Source organism: Nostoc sp. FACHB-280 (genome assembly GCF_014697615.1).
Taxonomy (GTDB): Bacteria; Cyanobacteriota; Cyanobacteriia; order Cyanobacteriales; family Nostocaceae; genus Nostoc_B.
This window is the reverse complement of the sequence record NZ_JACJSD010000035.1, coordinates 1-17,915: the sequence shown is the minus strand read 5'-3', so window position 1 is coordinate 17,915 and position 17,915 is coordinate 1. Positions and strand designations below refer to the sequence as shown.

The 17,915-nt window shown below is 39.8% G+C and carries 15 protein-coding genes; 5 read left to right on the top strand and 10 right to left on the bottom strand.

Translation table 11 applies throughout. The features are described from left to right. Window positions 1-9: 9 nt before the first annotated feature. The 4 genes from H6G75_RS22520 to H6G75_RS22505 form a co-directional block, all read right to left on the bottom strand. Window positions 10-1,044: an isochorismatase gene (locus H6G75_RS22520; RefSeq protein WP_190982208.1), complete on the bottom strand. Its 1,035-nt coding sequence runs from the start codon at window positions 1,042-1,044 to the stop codon at window positions 10-12. A 119-nt stretch (window positions 1,045-1,163) separates the two neighbouring features. Beyond that, window positions 1,164-3,179 (bottom strand): PAS domain S-box protein, encoded by a 2,016-nt coding sequence (locus H6G75_RS22515; RefSeq protein ID WP_190982207.1) that lies wholly within the window; start codon window positions 3,177-3,179, stop codon window positions 1,164-1,166. A 226-nt stretch (window positions 3,180-3,405) separates the two neighbouring features. Beyond that, window positions 3,406-5,115, bottom strand: coding sequence for a serine/threonine-protein kinase (locus H6G75_RS22510; RefSeq protein WP_190982206.1), 1,710 nt, complete (start codon window positions 5,113-5,115; stop codon window positions 3,406-3,408). Window positions 5,116-5,213: 98 nt separating this feature from the next. Then, entirely contained in the window at window positions 5,214-6,053 is an 840-nt protein-coding gene (locus H6G75_RS22505; protein ID WP_199337983.1) for an alpha/beta fold hydrolase, read from the bottom strand. A gap of 331 nt (window positions 6,054-6,384) precedes the next feature. Here H6G75_RS22505 and H6G75_RS22500 point away from each other — a divergent pair, with 331 nt between their 5' ends. The 3 genes from H6G75_RS22500 (at window position 6,385) to H6G75_RS22490 (ending at window position 7,525) form a co-directional block, all read left to right on the top strand. After that, window positions 6,385-6,684, top strand: coding sequence for an RNA-binding protein (locus tag H6G75_RS22500; RefSeq protein WP_190982205.1), 300 nt, complete (start codon window positions 6,385-6,387; stop codon window positions 6,682-6,684). A 147-nt stretch (window positions 6,685-6,831) separates the two neighbouring features. Continuing rightward, window positions 6,832-7,137: a P-II family nitrogen regulator gene (locus H6G75_RS22495; RefSeq protein WP_190982204.1), complete on the top strand. Its 306-nt coding sequence runs from the start codon at window positions 6,832-6,834 to the stop codon at window positions 7,135-7,137. A 124-nt stretch (window positions 7,138-7,261) separates the two neighbouring features. Then, window positions 7,262-7,525, top strand: a complete 264-nt coding sequence (locus H6G75_RS22490) for a hypothetical protein (RefSeq protein WP_190982203.1) — start codon at window positions 7,262-7,264, stop codon at window positions 7,523-7,525. 254 nt (window positions 7,526-7,779) lie between these two features. On the opposite strand, the gene infC is transcribed toward H6G75_RS22490, so the two are convergent. The 3 genes from infC to H6G75_RS22475 form a co-directional block, all read right to left on the bottom strand. Then, on the bottom strand, window positions 7,780-8,247 hold the full coding sequence (infC, locus tag H6G75_RS22485; RefSeq protein WP_313934896.1) for a translation initiation factor IF-3: 468 nt from the start codon (window positions 8,245-8,247) through the stop codon (window positions 7,780-7,782). Between the two features lie 195 nt (window positions 8,248-8,442). Beyond that, window positions 8,443-8,868, bottom strand: coding sequence for a hypothetical protein (locus tag H6G75_RS22480; RefSeq protein ID WP_190982202.1), 426 nt, complete (start codon window positions 8,866-8,868; stop codon window positions 8,443-8,445). A gap of 195 nt (window positions 8,869-9,063) precedes the next feature. Further along, entirely contained in the window at window positions 9,064-10,986 is a 1,923-nt protein-coding gene (locus tag H6G75_RS22475) for a serine/threonine-protein kinase (protein ID WP_190982201.1), read from the bottom strand. 121 nt (window positions 10,987-11,107) lie between these two features. Between H6G75_RS22475 and H6G75_RS22470 the strand changes: the two genes are divergently transcribed. After that, window positions 11,108-12,925 (top strand): ABC transporter ATP-binding protein, encoded by a 1,818-nt coding sequence (locus H6G75_RS22470; protein WP_190982200.1) that lies wholly within the window; start codon window positions 11,108-11,110, stop codon window positions 12,923-12,925. 192 nt (window positions 12,926-13,117) lie between these two features. Here H6G75_RS22470 and H6G75_RS33590 read toward each other — a convergent pair whose 3' ends face one another. After that, window positions 13,118-13,240: a hypothetical protein gene (locus tag H6G75_RS33590; protein ID WP_277884103.1), complete on the bottom strand. Its 123-nt coding sequence runs from the start codon at window positions 13,238-13,240 to the stop codon at window positions 13,118-13,120. 464 nt (window positions 13,241-13,704) lie between these two features. Here H6G75_RS33590 and bchH point away from each other — a divergent pair, with 464 nt between their 5' ends. Continuing rightward, window positions 13,705-17,481 (top strand): magnesium chelatase subunit H, encoded by a 3,777-nt coding sequence (gene bchH / locus H6G75_RS22465; RefSeq protein WP_190982199.1) that lies wholly within the window; start codon window positions 13,705-13,707, stop codon window positions 17,479-17,481. Window positions 17,482-17,504: 23 nt separating this feature from the next. On the opposite strand, the gene H6G75_RS33110 is transcribed toward bchH, so the two are convergent. Then, on the bottom strand, window positions 17,505-17,705 hold the full coding sequence (locus H6G75_RS33110; protein WP_397332546.1) for a type II toxin-antitoxin system death-on-curing family toxin: 201 nt from the start codon (window positions 17,703-17,705) through the stop codon (window positions 17,505-17,507). Between the two features lie 109 nt (window positions 17,706-17,814). Then, on the bottom strand, window positions 17,815-17,915 hold a 101-nt coding region (locus H6G75_RS22455), incomplete at its 5' end, for a transposase (protein ID WP_190982198.1).

The window sequence follows — 17,915 nt, the reverse complement described above, 5'->3', positions numbered from 1 at the left end:
ATATCTGAATTAGATGAAATTGGCAATCAATTCAGTTGTTTTCACAATGTGCATTCCAGCCTCAGCAAATCTCGCAAAAGCTGCGTCTGCTTGTTCGGTATAGTCTACAACACCAGGAACAACAACCGGAGAAGAAGAATCTTCTAAGAGATAAACTTTTTTAGCCAGGGTAGCATCTACCTGTTTAATTTCTGTTAATAAATCATCAATTGTCCAAGCCACACAATGGCTTTTGGCTTGACCACCAATAATTACAACATCAAATTCTAAAAGTTGCTTGATTAGTTTAGTATTTTTGTGGGCAAGGGGAGATTGATCAAAGCCAATCAAAACTTCTGGACGTAATATAGAATAGTTTTCTGTTAAAGCATTTTCACCTTTGAGTTCAAATTGAGTTTGACTTTGCCGCGCCATACAATGAAAAAATATTGCTTCTTCTACAGCCGAAACTAAAGCATGACCAATGCCGCCTAAAATAGAATGGTAAGGCCAAATAATTAAGGGATATTTACCATCTTGGCTGAGTTGTTTAACGTAGTGATAGGCTTGTTTTTCTAATAATTTATAGTTGCCGTGAGTGATGCTATGGGCGACTGCGGGGTTAACTTGCCAAACACCTTGTTCAATATCTGCGGGAGTGATATTAGTTGCGGCTGGTATGGGGTGTTGCCCTTGAGAATTCACCCAAAAAATCGGGTGAAAAATTTGCATTGCTGTGTGTGTATCGAGGGTAGGAATAATTGTGGTAATTGTGCCTAAATTACGATAAATAAACTCACATAATCTTTGATTATCTTCTACGGCTGCATTACCAGATTTACCACCGACAAATAATTCAAATCCGGGAATACAAAAAGTATTTTGGACATCAATTAATAGTAGGCAAATGCGAGTTTTATCGTCAGATGATGGCGGAATATTATATTGCTTTGCCCAAGTTTCGGCGGCGGCTGCACATTCTTGGTAGGGTACACGCCAAACTTCGCCGACTTTATCGGGGTGGAAGTGCGGGGGAATAGGTAGTGTATGTGGGATTGTATTCATAGTAGAGCTTGTGGTAGTTGCTGCGATCGCATTTCTGCTGCTGTGATAGCCGAATCTTGTCAGAAAGTCAACGCTTTTAATGAACCAAGCAAGATATGAATAAAATCTCTGGTAGAGAATTAAGAGACTGCTATTGGCAAGGTGAAATAAAACGTACTACCTTCACCAAGAACGCTGCTTGCCCAAATACTACCACCATGTTGTTTCACAATACTTTGACAAATTGCCAAACCGAGGCCTGTTCCGCCTTTAGCACGCGCATCCGAGACATCAACTTGTTCAAAACGTTCAAATATTGTGTCTAGTTTATCGGCGGGAATACCTCTACCTTGGTCTTGGACTTGAAATAGTACCCAGTCGGCTTGGGGTTGTGTTGATAAAGTAATGACTGAGTTGCAGGGAGAAAATTTGATGGCGTTACTCAATAAATTCGTCAGGGTTTGGATAATCAAATCAGGATCAGCCCAGATGCAAGCAGTAGTGGGTTGAACAGTAATTGTAACGGCTGCTGCTAAGGCGATAGGCTGTACTTCACCGACGGCGCGTTGCATTAAATCAGCCGCATTGCAGACTTGTTTGATGAGTTGGACTCGCCCAGAAGATAAACGCTCCAAGTCTAAAATATCATTGACCAAACGCACCAGGCGATCGCTATTTGTTGCAGCCTGCTGAATCATCCGTTTGGCTTTTTCTGGTTTATCATCATAAATCCCTGTATTCAACAGCCCTAAAAATCCTTGAATAGCTGTGAGTGGAGTCCGCAGTTCATGACTCACAATCGAAATAAACTCATTTTTTATTTGTTCAATGGCTTGCTGTTCAGTCACATCTTGAATTTGGAGAACATAGTAGAGTGGTTGATTTTGGAAATCTTGTACCAACGATAAACTCGTTAGCCCCCAAGCAATACGTCCGCCATAACACAAGTAACGTAACTGCGCTTGAAAACTACGATTTTCATTACTTAAAACTTGCTCTATACCTTGTCTTAACTGATGTGCATCTTCTGGGTGAATTGAGTCAAACACACTCAAACTAAAAAACTCAAGCTCAGTGTAGCCCAGCATTTCACCTAACATCGGATTAATTTGCAGCCAGCGTTGATCTAATCCCAACAGTGCCATCCCAATGGGAGCATTATAAAACGCCAGACGAAATCGCTCTTCACTTTCACGCAAAGCTAACTCGGCTTGTTTGAGGTCAGTAATATCTAATAACACACCATACCAAGCAATTTCACCATTTTCGCGGCGTTCTGGGCGGGAGTTAGCACGTACCCATTTCATCTTGCCAGAGGGCGTAATAATCCGCCATTCGTGAGCAAACGGTTCTAGAGTTTTGAGACTTTGAATAGTTAGCTGATTATAAAGCAGCAAATCATCAGGATGCACTTGCTGATATGTCAGTAAAGCATCTGCTAAAACTGTTTGGGGTGCTAATTCTTGAATTTCTGCCACCCCGGAACTGATATATTCATAACGCATTTCATGGGTATTGGGATAATAAGCCAAGATATAAATCTGTGCCGGTGAAGCAGCCGCAATTTTTTGAAACCTTGCTTCACTTTTGACTAAGGCTGCTTCTGCACATTTACGCTCATCAATTTCTTGTTGTAATTTTTGGTTAACTGTTACTAATTGGGCAGTTCTTTTTTGAACACGCTGTTCTAGTTCCTCTTGTAGTCGCCTGAGTTGATTTTCTACTTCTAAGCGTTCGGCAATTTGCGCTTGTAATGCCTTGTTTGCTTCACTTAATTGCATCGGACTAGGTAGAGCCAGTGCTTTTGGTACTAACGGTACAAGTTCTATGGCGGTAAATAATGAAACCAAAGCTGTTGCTGCTTTGATAATACCTGATAGCCAATAGGTAGGATGCCACAATGTCCAAATTTCGGCGATGTGGGTTGTACCGCAAAAAATAATAAAAGCCGCAAATAACAAGAATATCCAATAAAAAGGTAAATCTGGACGCTTACGAACAAAGTAGAACAAAGTCAAAGGAATTGAATAGTAAGCTAGGGCAATGATGGCATCAGAAATAATATGCAGCCAGACTAATCCAGGTTGCCATAAGTAACAGTGACCATGAGGAATAAATGAACCATTGCTAAATAAATGTATTATCAAGTCGTGCATATCACACAAACCTAATACCTTTTTTAATTTTAGATTTTGAAATCATTTACTAGATATAGCAATCCTAAATCATTCGTGAACCAAAAGATCCCCGACTTATTAAAGAAGTCGGGGATCTGAGCCTCTCGATTTTCACAAATCAAATAAGATTGCTATGTACAAACATCTTTCTACCTTATCTCCCTTGTCTCTTTTGTTCATTTCTCAAATAGGACTGTTATATAACCTACCACTTATTGGCTGCTCTACTTCTAATCAATATAGGTTGGGGAATAGTGGTAAATTTATCAACTGCCCCCAAGGAATAATCATCTAATTTAAAATCTGCGAAGGGCTGATTGATTAATCTATCTCTGAGAGCTTCATCAACAATTACACCTTTAGATTTCTTGCGTACACCAATAATTATGATACTGCTTTGGTAATCAGTCATATCTTGATTAGATGGACATTTACCGCGCTGAAATTGACCAAGATTTAATAAGCGATAACCTTTGACACTGGATGTATTTTTAAATAATTTTTGAGATAATAATTGAACTTGCTTGGCACGTTCGAGAGCAAGACGTTGGGCAACGGCTAAATTACCTTCGCAAGTGGCTGTACCCACAGAAATTATTTCTGTAGGGTATTCCATAATTTTCTGTATAGCTTCTTGTTCAAGATTTAACTTTAAAAAATCAACACTTACAACTTGGTCATTGTATTTAATTTGGAAACTGCTATTTAACAGCCATTTATATTCTGTTGACAAAATAGCAATGCTAAATTCTGCGGTTTTACCTTGACTATCTCTGCCTTCTCGATAGCCAAAAAACTCGATTTTACCTTTTGTTTCAGAGGCTTGGGTTTGGGTGATGAGTCCAGAAATTTTAGGCGATCGCATCCCCAATGCCATCACACCAGTTAAACTCAAAGACACCATTAATGCTGCTAAAAATGCAATTAAAGGCAGTTTATCTCCTATTTCTGTTTTAGCAACTGTAGGAGAAAAATGTTTCTCTTGCAGATTACTAGTTAAATTCAACTTCACATACTGTTGTTCAATTTCTCCCAACTGCTGCAATATCTCTTGAGCATTCTTAGGTCTATCTGTAATATTCGTTGCCATTAACCAGTCAACTAAATCTAACAACCCCGGTGAGACGTGAGAGGCAAAATTTCGCCATTGCAGCAAATTTTTCCGCCCATCATACATATCTAAAGGATGCCGCCCGGTTAATAAAAATGCAAAGGTGCGTCCCAAGGCAAAAAAATCTGATTGCGGTAAAGCTTGACCTTGCATTTGTTCTAAAGCACCATAGCCCGATGAAATAATTGATGTCATTTCACCGCTATGATTAAATTGAGCCAGATATTGCTTGCTGACTTCTTTGGCTGTGCCGAAATCAACTAAAACTAATTGCCCATTAGACCGCAGTTGAATATGAGATGGTTTAATATCTTGATGCAGATATTGTTTGCTATGTACCAAGTTTAAAAGTTCGGCTAATTGTTGCAACCATGCAATAGCTTGGGTTTGAGAAATAGGACGATATTGCTGTTGATTCATCCACTGTTCTAAATCGCAGCCGTCGATTTTTTCCATCGCCGTACAGTGTAATATCAAACCATCACGCGTTTGATATTGAAAGTAACCATCAACTTTGGGAATTCCGGGATGATGCAACTGTCCCAATACCGCAGCCTCTTGTTGAAAAATCTTGACTGCTGCTGCATCATTTGACAGATCCTCTTGCAGTACTTTGAGGATTTTTGGCGTATCGTTTGTGTAGGCTTCATAGACTTTGCCAAAGCCAGTTTTGTCACTCAACAAGCGAATGACACGGTAACGCCCCGGTAATTCTAACGGAGAACCACAACTTTGACAGAAGCGGTGTTTATCGTTATCTTGATTGTTCGGTTTGGGACAAACTGGATTTATACAAAGGCTCATGGGAAGTCAAAAGTCAGAAGTCAGAGGTCAAAAGTCAAAAGTCAAAAGTCCAGAAATTTTGACAAATGACTCATGACAAATGACTAATGACAAATTACTCATTTACACTCTGCTAAAAAAGCAGCCACAGTCCGGTTAAATGAGTCAGGTTCAGTCAGAAAAGGCCAATGATTTCCGGGAACTTGACACAGGCGTAAGTTTTTCAGATTGGTTTTGTAGGGTTTTAATTGCCATTCTTGGCGGTTGAGACCTTTATCTGACTTGACAAATAAAGCGGGTGTATCGATGGGGTTGATAAAGCCCGGTACGCGCATCACATCTTCAAAAATGCCATCACGGGCGGCTATGGTGAACTTGCTACCCCAACTCCCATCAGGTTTTTGTTCGATTCCTCCTTGGAATACCTGCTGTTGTAGTTCGTTCCAACCTTGATATTGGTTTAATTGTCGGGCGATTTGTTCGGCTTCTGCATAACTAGCAAATGGCCCCATCCCTTTGAGAAAGGATAAAAAGCGGTACAAGAAGGGAAAGGTCGCTTTTAAGAATTCGGGCATTTTCCAGATGAAAATCGGGTCAACCAAAACCATACTCCGCACTCGCTGGGGATTTTGTCTAGCCCAGATTACAGCTAATTTACCAGTCCAGGAGTGACTTACTACATGGGCGGAAGACCATCCTAATTTATCCATGAGGGCTTCGAGGTCAGCGATCGCACTTTCAAAGCTATAATCTTTTTCTGGCTTGCTGCTTTCACCATGACCCCGCATATCTGGCGCAACTATGTGGTAATTTGCCCCTAAATATGCGCCCAAGCTAGACCACACAAGTGCATGGTCGCCTAAACCATGTAATAACAGCAAAGGTTCTTGACCTTGATTCCACTCTAAATAAGAAAGTTGAATATCCGATTTAACTAGGGTTTGCCGTCTAGGGATCATCGTCAATCTAGCTTTGGAGAGATAGCTTTGCGATTATATAGTACTGCGAAAAGCTGTACCTACCAAAGATCAGCCTGAATAGTTACGTAAACTTAGCCGTTCCCAGCACCAAATTTTATCACCTATACGGAGTCATCCATTGTTTACATAACTTTATATAACACTTTTAGTAACCCACCCCCGATAATTGCTTGCTATGTCATACTAAGAAGTGAGAGTTAATTCGGCGACCGCGTTTGTTTTTATTATTGACAGGCTTTTTCCTTTTGGTATTTACAGACTTTTCTCCGAAACCTAAATCTCTACACATTTATGATTTCGGAGACAATCTATGTCAGTTTATGTAGGCAATCTTTCTTATGAAGTTACAGAAGATAGTCTGAGTGCTGTTTTTGCAGAATATGGCTCAGTCAAGCGTATCCAGTTACCTACAGACCGTGAAACAGGTCGGATGCGCGGTTTTGGTTTTGTGGAAATGGGTACAGATGCTGAAGAAACAGCAGCTATTGAAGCCCTTGATGGCGCTGAATGGATGGGACGCGACCTGAAAGTAAATAAAGCTAAACCAAAAGAAGATAGAGGTTCATTTGGTGGTAATCGTGGGGGCTATGGCGGACGGAACCGCTACTAAAGCTTTATCAAATTAGCTCTTTCAGCTAACCCATTAATCCAGCATCCGAATTGCATTTATTACCGGCTTAGGCAGAAATGCTTGAGCCTTTTTAATATAAAATCTGGACTGGACAATCAGCTAAAATCTAATTTCTGGAGTTTTCGGATGTCAAACTCAACCCCTCCCGTTGAACCTGCTGTTTTAGTCACCATAATTGGCGAAACTGTACTCAAAGACAGAATTGTTAAGCTGCTAAAAAACCACAATGTCAGCGGCTATACTATCACTCCAGTTCAGGGTGAAGGCGGTCACGGAAGACGCTTGGGAGACTTAGCCGGGTACAACACTAATATTGAAATCAAGACCATAGTTTCATTAGAAACATCAGATGCAATCCTGTGTGCGCTCAAAGAAGAGCAAGGTAAGCACGCTTTGATTGCTTTTCGCCACAATATAGAAGGCTTTTATTGATTAAATTTTTCTCAAGGAAAGTGATAAGTAATTCACGACCTTGATATGACTAGCTTGAATATTAGATAACTAATTGTTATGCTCAGTACCATTACACAATCAATAGTTGCCAGGTGTATCAAGTATGGAAACAACTGAAAATTTAATTCCTGAATTTGAAAAATTATTTAGACAAAAATTACAACTAAATAATTGTAAGCTCAGAAAAAAAAGACAAGAGAATAATTACGAAATAATTACTCCGGCTAAAGACATTTTCTTGATGTACTGGAGTAAATTCCCAGAAATTAAGTTGGTATATCAGGCGGTAGGAATACGTACACAGCAAACAGTAGTTTACGAGCGAGCAATTCGCGCTCATATTGATTTTTGTCTGAATAGCATCTAAGCAAGTATGACTATGCGTACTGAATCAGTAAACTAAACACAAGACAATTCAGCATTCTTTCAGGATTTATATAGTCCTGATAGCAACTTTTAATAGTATCCCAATCAATGAATTTTGATAGGTCGCGGGTGTTAAGATACCCGAATTTTTGAAAAATTCGGGTATTCATAGCAGACTAATAGTTACCTGTGCAGCACTGCAATACTATGAGAAACTACTTTGGTTTCTGACTTTACCTATACACTGAAGATATTTTAAGCAGGCATAATCTGAACAATCAGTGCGCGTTTATCAAGCGACTGGACTTTACCAGCTTGACCCAAATCATTGACAATGCGGTCTAGCATATCCCCAGCTTGTTGACGATATTGATTTTCTCGACCTCTTAAACGAATAGCAAATTTTACTGAATCGCCTTTACTTAACCACTGAAGTGCTTGATTAATACGCAAATTATAATCACCCGCACCAACATTCGGACGAAAACGAACTTCTTTTACAGTAGGTCTAGCACTTGAACCTTGGCGTTTCTTCTTTTGATACTGAAGTTTGCCATAATTGAGAATCTTGGCTACTGGAGTATCTTCGTTTTGGGAGACTATCACTAAGTCAAGCTCAACACTTTCGGCTAACCTGAGAGCCTCAGAAGTGGCTATCAAACCACGATTGTTATTTTCATGGTCAATCAAGAAGACTTGAGGTGACTTGATTTGCGAGTTAATTAGCTGCTTTTGGACTACGATAATTTTTTCCTCTCAATTATTCAACGCTTTGCTTTGCAAGTATTACTAAGGTAACACAAGTACTATCTATGCTTCTTCAACCATCTGGCATAAAATACTGAGTGTTTATTACCTAACTGCAACTGCCAAAGATACTATCATTATTTTATACATTTATGCTCCTATAATCCTAGTTTATTGTGGCAATTTATCTGTGCTGAGTTCTCCAGTCACATCTGCTGTCCCTGAATCTTTGACATCGCTGCTTAATACTTCTTTAGTAAAGTATTTTAAAGTCGAAGCTAAAGCTAATTGAGCAGCTACTTTATACGCCAGTTCTTGAGAAATTTCTGGTTGTTGATGTAATAATAACTCAACAAAGCTTTCAAAATCACGCATTACGGAATATCTGTGTAATGCTGCTTTTTTATCTATAAGATTAAATTTTTCATCAATTTTATCTTTAGCTTCTTTTTCGGCTTCCTCAACGGAATTAGCAAATCCACTGTTATGACACAGTTCGCCATGAATCTTGTAGTAATAAGCTTTGCGGCTTAATGCTTCTTCTGCAATGATTATTGAATGGAATTTATATTCAATTCGGTAATTACTTGGTTCCATAAATAAATATATAATTTTACATAATTAACGAAAACTTATTTTAGAGCTATAGGATAAGCCTGTTGTTAATAAACACAAATTTGATGCAAATATTTAAATCCCACCTTCCAGATTAACATGAGATTTAATAAATTTACAGAATATATTATTCAACTTGATTTAATGATTTACTGTTGAGTTTTAGTAACAAATATTTCATCGCTGAATTCGCCAAATTTTGATGCTTTTATCACTACTACCACTAACTAAGGTTTGGGAATCAGGACTAAAAACTACAGAATAAACAGTCGTTGTATGCCCGGTCAGTGTTTTAATTAATTTACCATCATTTATATTCCAAAGTTTAATTGTTGTATCACCGCTACCACTAGCTAAAGTTTTCCCATCTGTACTGATGGCAACAGCAAAAACTGCGGCATTATGACCTGTTAGTGTCTGAATTAATTCACCTGTTGTTAAATTCCAAATTTTAATGGTTTTATCATTACTACTACTGACTAAAGTTTGTCCATCTCTACTAATAGCGAGAGAAATCACAGCATCATCATGAGCAGGAATTGTCCGAATTAGTTCACCAGTTGCTAAATCCCAAATTTTAATCGTTTTATCATTACTACCACTAACTAATGTTTTGCCATCAGGGCTAATTGCTAATGACATTACAGAACTAGTATGGCTAGGAAGAGTCTTAATTAACTGACCATTTTTTAAGTTCCACAGCTTGATAGTTTTATCACCGCTACCACTGGCTAAAGTTTGTCCATCGGGGGTAATGGCTATTGACCAAACTGCCCCTTGATGACCTTTAAGGGTGTGAATTAATTGCCCAGTCGCAAAGTTCCAAATTTTAATTGTCTGGTCATTACTACTACTAGCTACAATTTGTTCATCTGGACTAATTGCTATAGCAATTACACCACTATTATGAGCAGATATTTCTCGAATTAAACTGTTATCTGCTAATTTCCAAAATTTGATGGTTTTATCACTACTTCCACTCACTAAAGTTTTACCATCTTGAGTAATTGCGAGGGTTTTAACGTAGTTGTTGTGAGCGTTAAGAGTTTTATCTAGTTGCAGATGCTCGATTTTATTATGATGTAGAAATGACAGTTTTGGTAATTGAGATAAACCATAACTCAACACTCCGCCAAGAAATAGGAGAGTGGCAAAAGTGATGATTCTAGGAAATCTAGAAGTCTGAGTAGTTTTGGGTATGGTTGCCTGTTCTAGTTGGATTAACTGCTGTAGAATAATTTCAGCAGTTTGTGGCCTATCTACGGCTTTCCTTGCCATCAAGTTATCTAATAAATCGGCAAATTTTGGTGACACATTGGCAGATGAACGCCAGTTTAAGACATCTTCACGGGCGTTGTAAAATTTCAGTGGATATTGTGCTGTGAGTAAATAAACAAAAGTCCTGCCAATGGCGAAAAAATCTGATTGAGGTACAGCTTGACCACTAGCTTGTTCTGGCGCAGTATACCCGGCTGAAAATACGGCTGTAATGCGATTACCTTCGCCTAATTTTGCTAAATAAGTATGGGTAGCATCTCTCGCAGTGCCGAAATCAATTAACACTAATTGACCATTATTTCGCAGCATGATATTGGCTGGTTTGATATCACGATGAAACCAACCCTGGCTATGGACTATATTTAAGATTTCTGCTAGTTGTTTTAACCAAGCGATCGCCTGTTTTTCAGAAATGGGTTGATAGCTTTGTTGTTGTAACCATTCTTCTAAATTCACACCATCAATTTTCTCCATTACTAAACAATGGAGCTTGTATTCATTGCTGGTTTGATATTGAAAGTAACCGTCAACTTGGGGGATTCCGGGATGATTTAATTGGCTTAAAACATTTGCTTCTTTTTGAAAAAGTTCCACTGCTTTCGAGTGGTCGTTGAGGTGTTCTTTTAAGACTTTGAGAATTTTTGGCGTATTTCTGGTGTAGACTTCATAGATTTTGCCAAAGCTAGTTTTATCACTTAACAGGCGCATGACCCGATAGCGGTCTTCTAAAAGTATTTGGGAACCACAACTTTGACAAAAGCGGTGATGATCATTATCCGGGTTTTCTGGATTAGAACAAAAGGGGTTGATGCACAGGCTCATATCAAGCTACAGGCAGAATGTATCAGTAGTATACGTTGTGTTGAGTTAAGAGTCATTTGTCATAAGTGAATCTATCTGACTTATCACCCCAACTCAGTGTTTTTACGCTATAAGAATAGTAATGGGGACTAAAAAAGTAAGAAACACTCTGCGACAATCTCTGTCTGTCTTTCGCTACAGTGGACGGGCGATAAATTTAGTGTGGACTACCAGCCGTGGTTTGACGTTGAGTTTGGCGACCTTAACTTTAGTAGCTGGACTTTTACCAGCTGCGATCGCCTACATCGGTAAACTGATTGTAGATGCTGTGTTATTAGCGGCGCAAGGTAATGCTGTCGGTGGATATCACCCTTTATGGTATGTTGGCTTAGAAGCGATCGCAGTTATTTTATTAGCAGGTAGTCAACGCGGGTTGCTGGTTTGTCAATCTTTACTGCGAGTTTTACTTGGTCAACGGGTAAATGTTCTCATCTTAGAAAAAGCCCTGACTTTAGAACTGCATCAGTTTGAAGACTCGGAATTTTACGACAAACTCACCAATGCGAGGCGCGAAGCCTCAGTACGTCCTCTTTCTCTCGTCAACCGCACCTTTGGCTTAGTTCAAAACGCCCTTTCTCTCGTTACCTACGGCGTTTTGCTAGTGAAGTTTTCCATTTGGGCTGTCATAGTTTTAATCGTAGCAGCCATGCCTGCGTTCATTGCCGAAACTAGATTTGCAGGTGAAGCCTTCCGCTTATTTAGTTGGCGTGCGCCAGAAACTCGTCAACAACACTACATCGAAAATCTCTTAGCACGGGAAGACTTTGCAACCGAAATCAAACTCTACCAGCTAGGAGAAATGCTGTTAGCACGTTACCGCGAAGTTTTTCATCAACTTTTTGGCGAAGACAAAGACTTAACTCTGCGTCGGGGACTGTGGGGATATCTTTTAAGTTTAGTCAGTACCATTGCTTTTTACATCGCCTACGCATGGATAGTTTTAGAAGCAGTGGCGGGAAAAATTTCGTTGGGAGATATGACAATGTATCTCACCGTGTTTCGTCAAGGACAGTCTACTTTTTCTAACGCCCTGACTTCCATTGGTGGGATGTACGAAGATAATTTATATTTATCCAATCTCTACGACTTCTTAGAAGAAAAAGTTACTCAACCTTGGGGTTACGCTACCAAAGGTTTATCTCCTCAAGATGGGGTTCGCTTTGAAAATGTATCTTTTACTTATCCTGGAAGCAATAAACCAGCTTTAAAAAATATCTCCCTACATTTAAAACCAGGAGAAAAACTCGCAATTGTTGGTGAAAATGGTTCCGGTAAAACTACTTTAATTAAACTCCTGACTCGACTTTACACACCCGATTCCGGGAGGATTTTATTAGATGGTTTAGACTTACAAGAATGGGATGTTGATATTTTACGGCGGCGCATTGGTGTGATTTTTCAAAACTTTGTGCGTTATCAATTTACAGTGGGTGAAAATATTGGCGTTGGTGACGTTAAAAATCTCGAAGATAAACATCGTTGGCAAATTGCCGCCCAAAAAGGATTAGCCAATTCTTTTATTGAAAAATTACCCCAAAGCTTTCAAACTCAACTCGGACGCTGGTTTAAAGGTGGACAAGAATTATCTGGCGGACAGTGGCAAAAAATTGCTCTTGCTCGTGCCTTTATGCGTACCCAAGCAGATATTTTAGTTTTAGATGAACCTACATCAGCTATTGATGCTCAAGCTGAATTTGAAATTTTTAATCATTTTCGTACCTTGACGGAAAATCAAATGGTGTTTTTGATTTCTCACCGCTTTTCTACTGTCAGAATGGCTGACAAAATTGTGGTGATTGAACATGGCGAAGTCAAAGAACAAGGTACTCATGAAGAGTTACTGAAATCTGGGGGAATCTACGCCAAGTTATTTCTGTTGCAAGCAGCCGGATATCAGTAGAATAGTAACTATTTAAATATTAAAAATTGATTTAGAAAATTTGTTTTATAGCTAAATTAATAATTCAGTGTAAATTATCCAGCAGTGAGAATGAAAGTGCTGTGTTTCGTGTCAGTACATCTTGATATAAGGTAGTAAACTTGATTATCAAAAGATTAAATCAGGTTAATGGTTAGTTATTATTTTTTACATTCACTGGTTGCATGAAATGATTTGATGATAAGTAGTCAACATAATTTCCTCTAGAATTTCAAGCGATCGCCCAGATGGATATTCAAGCGATCGCTCTTCATTCCAATCAAAAAACTTAGACAAAATTATTAAAATTTTTGAATTAATTTAACAGAAAATTGTAATTTTACATATAAAATTAATATTAAATTTTTAGCAATAAATCTAGTTAGATACACATCTAATTATCATTGAAAATTTCGGGTTTAATATGTTTCAATTGTCGGATTAAAGAATAAAATCAATATCTTTCCGGTAGTCTTTACTTTATAATCTTTGCGCTACACATAAAAAAGCCCCCCGGTAGTTAGCCGAGGGATTCTGCAAGTCGGTAATTGTCGCACAAAGACATTCGCGGATATCACCATACCAACTTAGACTTGAGGAAATCTGCCAAAATGCCAGATTGTGTTTGGGTGGAAAATAGTAATTACCTTGACTATAAAGACCAACTCTCGGTTACTTGGTGAACTAAAGACAGATGTTTCACAATCAACCCGCAACCACGATTAGAATTTAAGTAAAGAAATATTGCATAGCTTACGGGCATGAAACGGATCGTCTTAATTGCTGGGTTTGAATCATTCAACGCTGACTTATACAGAAAAGCTGCTGCTGTAGCTGAATCTCGCTGTCCTGATTTAGACATTCGCGTTTTTAGCGATCGCGATATTACCAGTAAGCGTGCGGAAGTAGAAACAGCACTGCGTGACGCTGACGTATTTTTTGGCAGCTTACTATTTGATTATGACCAAGTTTTGTGGCTGCGCGATCGCCTCGCCCAAGTTCCCATCCGGCTTGTATTTGAGTCAGCCTTGGAATTGATGAGTTTAACCAAACTGGGAGACTTTGCCATTGGTGACAAACCCAAAGGAATGCCCAAACCAGTAAAATTCATCCTCGACAAATTCAGCAATGGACGCGAAGAAGACAAACTCGCAGGTTACATCAGCTTCTTAAAAATCGGCCCCAAACTCTTAAAATTCGTCCCAGTCCAGAAAGTCCAAGATTTACGCAACTGGTTAATTATCTATGGTTACTGGAATGCAGGCGGCCCCGAAAACGTCGCTGCATTATTCTGGACACTTGCAGAAAAATACCTCGGCTTAAAAATTGGCGACATTCCCCCACCAGTCGAAACCCCCAATATGGGATTACTGCATCCCGACTACCAAGGGTTTTTTGAAACGCCAAAAGCATACTTGGAATGGTATCAGAAGAAGGGAACAGGGTTGGGGGAACACTTCGACAAGCTCAGTGCATCGCAGGGAACAGGAAAGAAAAATATCCACTCCCCACTCCCGGTTGGTGAGCGGAGCCGAACCACCACTCCCAACTCCCCAATTGTGGGAATATTACTTTACCGCAAACACGTCATCACCAAACAACCATACATACCCCAACTCATTCGCCGCTTTGAGGAAGCTGGTTTAATTCCCTTACCTATCTTCATCAACGGTGTAGAGGGACACGTAGCAGTACGTGACTGGATGACAACCGACTACGAACAGCAACAACGCCAACTAAATAACATTGAAACTCCCTCTCTTTCCCCAGAAGCAGTTAAAGTTGATGCTATTGTTTCCACCATTGGCTTTCCCTTAGTCGGTGGCCCTGCTGGTTCAATGGAAGCAGGCCGCCAAGTAGAAGTAGCAAAGCGCATCCTGACTGCGAAAAATGTGCCTTACATTGTCGCCGCACCATTATTAATTCAAGATATCCATTCTTGGACACGCCAAGGTGTCGGCGGCTTACAAAGTGTAGTTTTATATGCCTTACCAGAACTCGACGGGGCAATTGATACCGTTCCCCTCGGCGGTTTAGTAGGCGAAGATATTTATCTCGTACCTGAACGAGTACAGCGATTAATTGGTAGAGTCAAAAGCTGGATTGCTTTACGCCAAACAACAGCATCGGAACGTAAGATAGCCATTATTTTATATGGTTTCCCTCCTGGTTACGGTGCAACGGGTACGGCTGCATTATTGAATGTTCCCCGCAGTTTAATTAAATTTCTTCACGCCCTCCAAGACCAAGGTTATGACGTAGGCGACATCCCAGAAGATGGGGAAGAATTAATTCGTCAAGTGAAAGAAGCTGATGAGAGGCTAGAGTCTAATTCTTCCCTAGCCCCTAGTCCCCAGCCCCTAGCCTCTATTCCTAATACTGTTAATGCCCGTCAATTAGAAAAATGGCTAGGATATCTCCGCACATCTCGTGTTGAAAAACAATGGAAATCTTTAACAGGAAGCGGGATTAAAACTTATGGGGATGAACTGCACATTGGTGGTGTGCAGTTAGGAAATGTGTGGATAGGTGTACAACCACCGCTAGGCATTCAAGGCGACCCGATGCGGTTAATGTTTGAACGTGATTTAACTCCGCATCCACAATACGCAGCTTTTTATAAATGGTTGCAAAATGAGTTGCAAGCTGATGCTGTGGTTCACTTTGGAATGCACGGTACAGTGGAATGGTTGCCAGGTTCGCCTTTAGGAAATACTGGTTATTCTTGGTCGGATATTTTGTTAGGTGATTTGCCTAATCTATATATATATGCGGCGAATAATCCTTCGGAGTCAATTTTGGCAAAGCGTCGCGGTTATGGGGTGTTAATTTCGCACAATGTCCCCCCTTATAGTCGTGCAGGTTTGTATAAAGAGTTAGTGGCGTTACGCGATTTAATTGCGGAGTATCGAGAAGACCCGAAAAAGAATTATGTGCTGAAGGAAGGGATTTGTAAAAAGATTGTTGATACGGGTTTGGATGTTGATTGTCCGTTTGAGGATGCGAAAAAGTTGGGCATTCCTTTTACTCCAGAAAATATCAGAATGTTTAGTGGTCATGCTTTTGATGATTATCTGGTGAAGTTGTACGAATATTTGCAGGTTTTGGAAAATCGTTTGTTTTCTTCTGGGTTGCATACGTTAGGTGAAGCGCCGAATGAGGAGGAGATGGCGGCGTATTTAGAGGCTTATTTTAACGAACCGCCAAGTCGCCAAGAACGCCAAGATGAGGAGAGGGAAATTAGAGATTTACTAGAAAGAACTACGGATGAGTTAACAAATCTGTTGCGCGGGTTGAATGGGGAGTATATTCCGCCTGCACCTGGTGGTGATTTGTTGCGTGATGGTGCTGGGGTTTTGCCGACGGGAAGGAATATTCATGCGTTAGATCCTTATAGAATGCCTTCACCTGCGGCGTATGAAAGGGGTAGGGAAATTGCCCAGAAAATTATCGCCCAGCATTTAGAAGAACACGGGAAGTATCCTGAGACGGTGGCGGTTTTATTGTGGGGTTTAGATGCAATTAAAACCAAGGGTGAATCGTTAGGAATTTTGCTGGAATTAGTTGGTGCGGAACCTGTGAAGGAAGGTACTGGCCGAATTGTCCGTTATGAGTTGAAACCTTTGGCTGAGGTGGGACATCCGCGCATTGATGTGTTGGGTAATTTGTCGGGAATTTTCCGCGATAGTTTTGTCAACATCATCGAATTATTGGATGATTTGTTTTTACGCGCGGCTGAGGCGGATGAGTCGAAAGAAGAAAATTTTATTAGGAAACACGCTTTAGCTTTAAAGGCGCAAGGTGTAGAAAATGCCTCAGCGAGATTATTTTCTAACCCTGCGGGTGATTTTGGTTCTTTGGTAAATGATAGGGTGGTGGATGGTAATTGGGAATCTGGGGATGAGTTAGGTAATACTTGGCAAAGCCGCAATGTGTTTAGTTATGGGAGACAAGATAAAGGCCAGGCTAGACCAGAGGTGTTGAATCAGTTGTTGAAAACGAGCGATCGCATTGTCCAAGAAATCGATTCGGTAGAATATGGTTTAACCGATATTCAAGAATATTACGCCAACACCGGTGGTTTGAAAAAAGCAGCTGAAAAACAAGGCGGTAAAAAGGTAACTACTAGCTTCGTGGAAAGTTTCTCCAAAGACACCACCCCCCGCAACCTAGAAGATTTGCTACGGATGGAATATCGCACAAAATTGCTCAATCCCAAATGGGCGCAAGCAATGGCAAATCAAGGTTCTGGCGGTGCGTTTGAAATTTCGCAACGGATGACAGCCTTAATTGGTTGGGGTGGTACTGCCGATTTTAAAGATGATTGGGTATATGACCAAGCCGCAGATACCTACGCTTTAGACCCAGAAATGGCGGAAAAATTACGCCAAGCTAACCCCGAAGCTTTCCGCAATATTATTAGCAGAATGTTAGAAGCGCATGGGCGCGGTTTCTGGCAAGCTGATCAAGATAAATTAGATAAGTTACGTCAGTTGTATGAATTAACCGATGAAGAACTAGAAGGTGTGACTGTTTAAAACAATATCAATCTATGAAGAGGCTAAATAAGTTCTGTAATATAATTTTTCAAGATTTCAATTAGCTCTTCCTTACTCATAATATTTTCAGCGACTTGCATTGTTAATTCATAAGCTTGTTCTGGTGACATATTCAATTCATAATCATTTATGTTCAAAAATGTCACCATCACGTCAAAAGCAGTCCGCTTATTACCATCTACAAAAGCATGGTTATTAGTAATATGAAATAAGTATGCTGCTGCTTATTCAACAATTGTAGGATGTAAAAATTCACCTGCAAAAGTAGCTTGGGGTTGATAAATAGGGTTCTTCAGTACATAGTATGCCAAACTAATAATTAAAATACCAGTTCAATAAACATCTAACTCGAAAGTTATCAAAGTTTCTAAAGCCATAGCTAGAACGTTTAATCAACTTGAGTTTGTTATTAA

Bases quoted from the DNA above. Each gene is read 5' to 3' on its own strand.
- H6G75_RS22490 (WP_190982203.1), top strand. From the start codon at position 7,262: ATGGAAACAACTGAAAATTTAATTCCTGAATTTGAAAAATTATTTAGA.
- H6G75_RS22515 (WP_190982207.1), bottom strand. From the start codon at position 3,179: ATGCACGACTTGATAATACATTTATTTAGCAATGGTTCATTTATTCCT.
- H6G75_RS22470 (WP_190982200.1), top strand. From the start codon at position 11,108: ATGGGGACTAAAAAAGTAAGAAACACTCTGCGACAATCTCTGTCTGTC.
- H6G75_RS22495 (WP_190982204.1), top strand. From the start codon at position 6,832: ATGTCAAACTCAACCCCTCCCGTTGAACCTGCTGTTTTAGTCACCATA.
- H6G75_RS22510 (WP_190982206.1), bottom strand. From the start codon at position 5,115: ATGAGCCTTTGTATAAATCCAGTTTGTCCCAAACCGAACAATCAAGAT.
- H6G75_RS22480 (WP_190982202.1), bottom strand. From the start codon at position 8,868: ATGGAACCAAGTAATTACCGAATTGAATATAAATTCCATTCAATAATC.
- bchH (WP_190982199.1), top strand. From the start codon at position 13,705: ATGAAACGGATCGTCTTAATTGCTGGGTTTGAATCATTCAACGCTGAC.
- H6G75_RS22505 (WP_199337983.1), bottom strand. From the start codon at position 6,053: ATGATCCCTAGACGGCAAACCCTAGTTAAATCGGATATTCAACTTTCT.
- H6G75_RS22475 (WP_190982201.1), bottom strand. From the start codon at position 10,986: ATGAGCCTGTGCATCAACCCCTTTTGTTCTAATCCAGAAAACCCGGAT.
- H6G75_RS22500 (WP_190982205.1), top strand. From the start codon at position 6,385: ATGTCAGTTTATGTAGGCAATCTTTCTTATGAAGTTACAGAAGATAGT.
- H6G75_RS22520 (WP_190982208.1), bottom strand. From the start codon at position 1,044: ATGAATACAATCCCACATACACTACCTATTCCCCCGCACTTCCACCCC.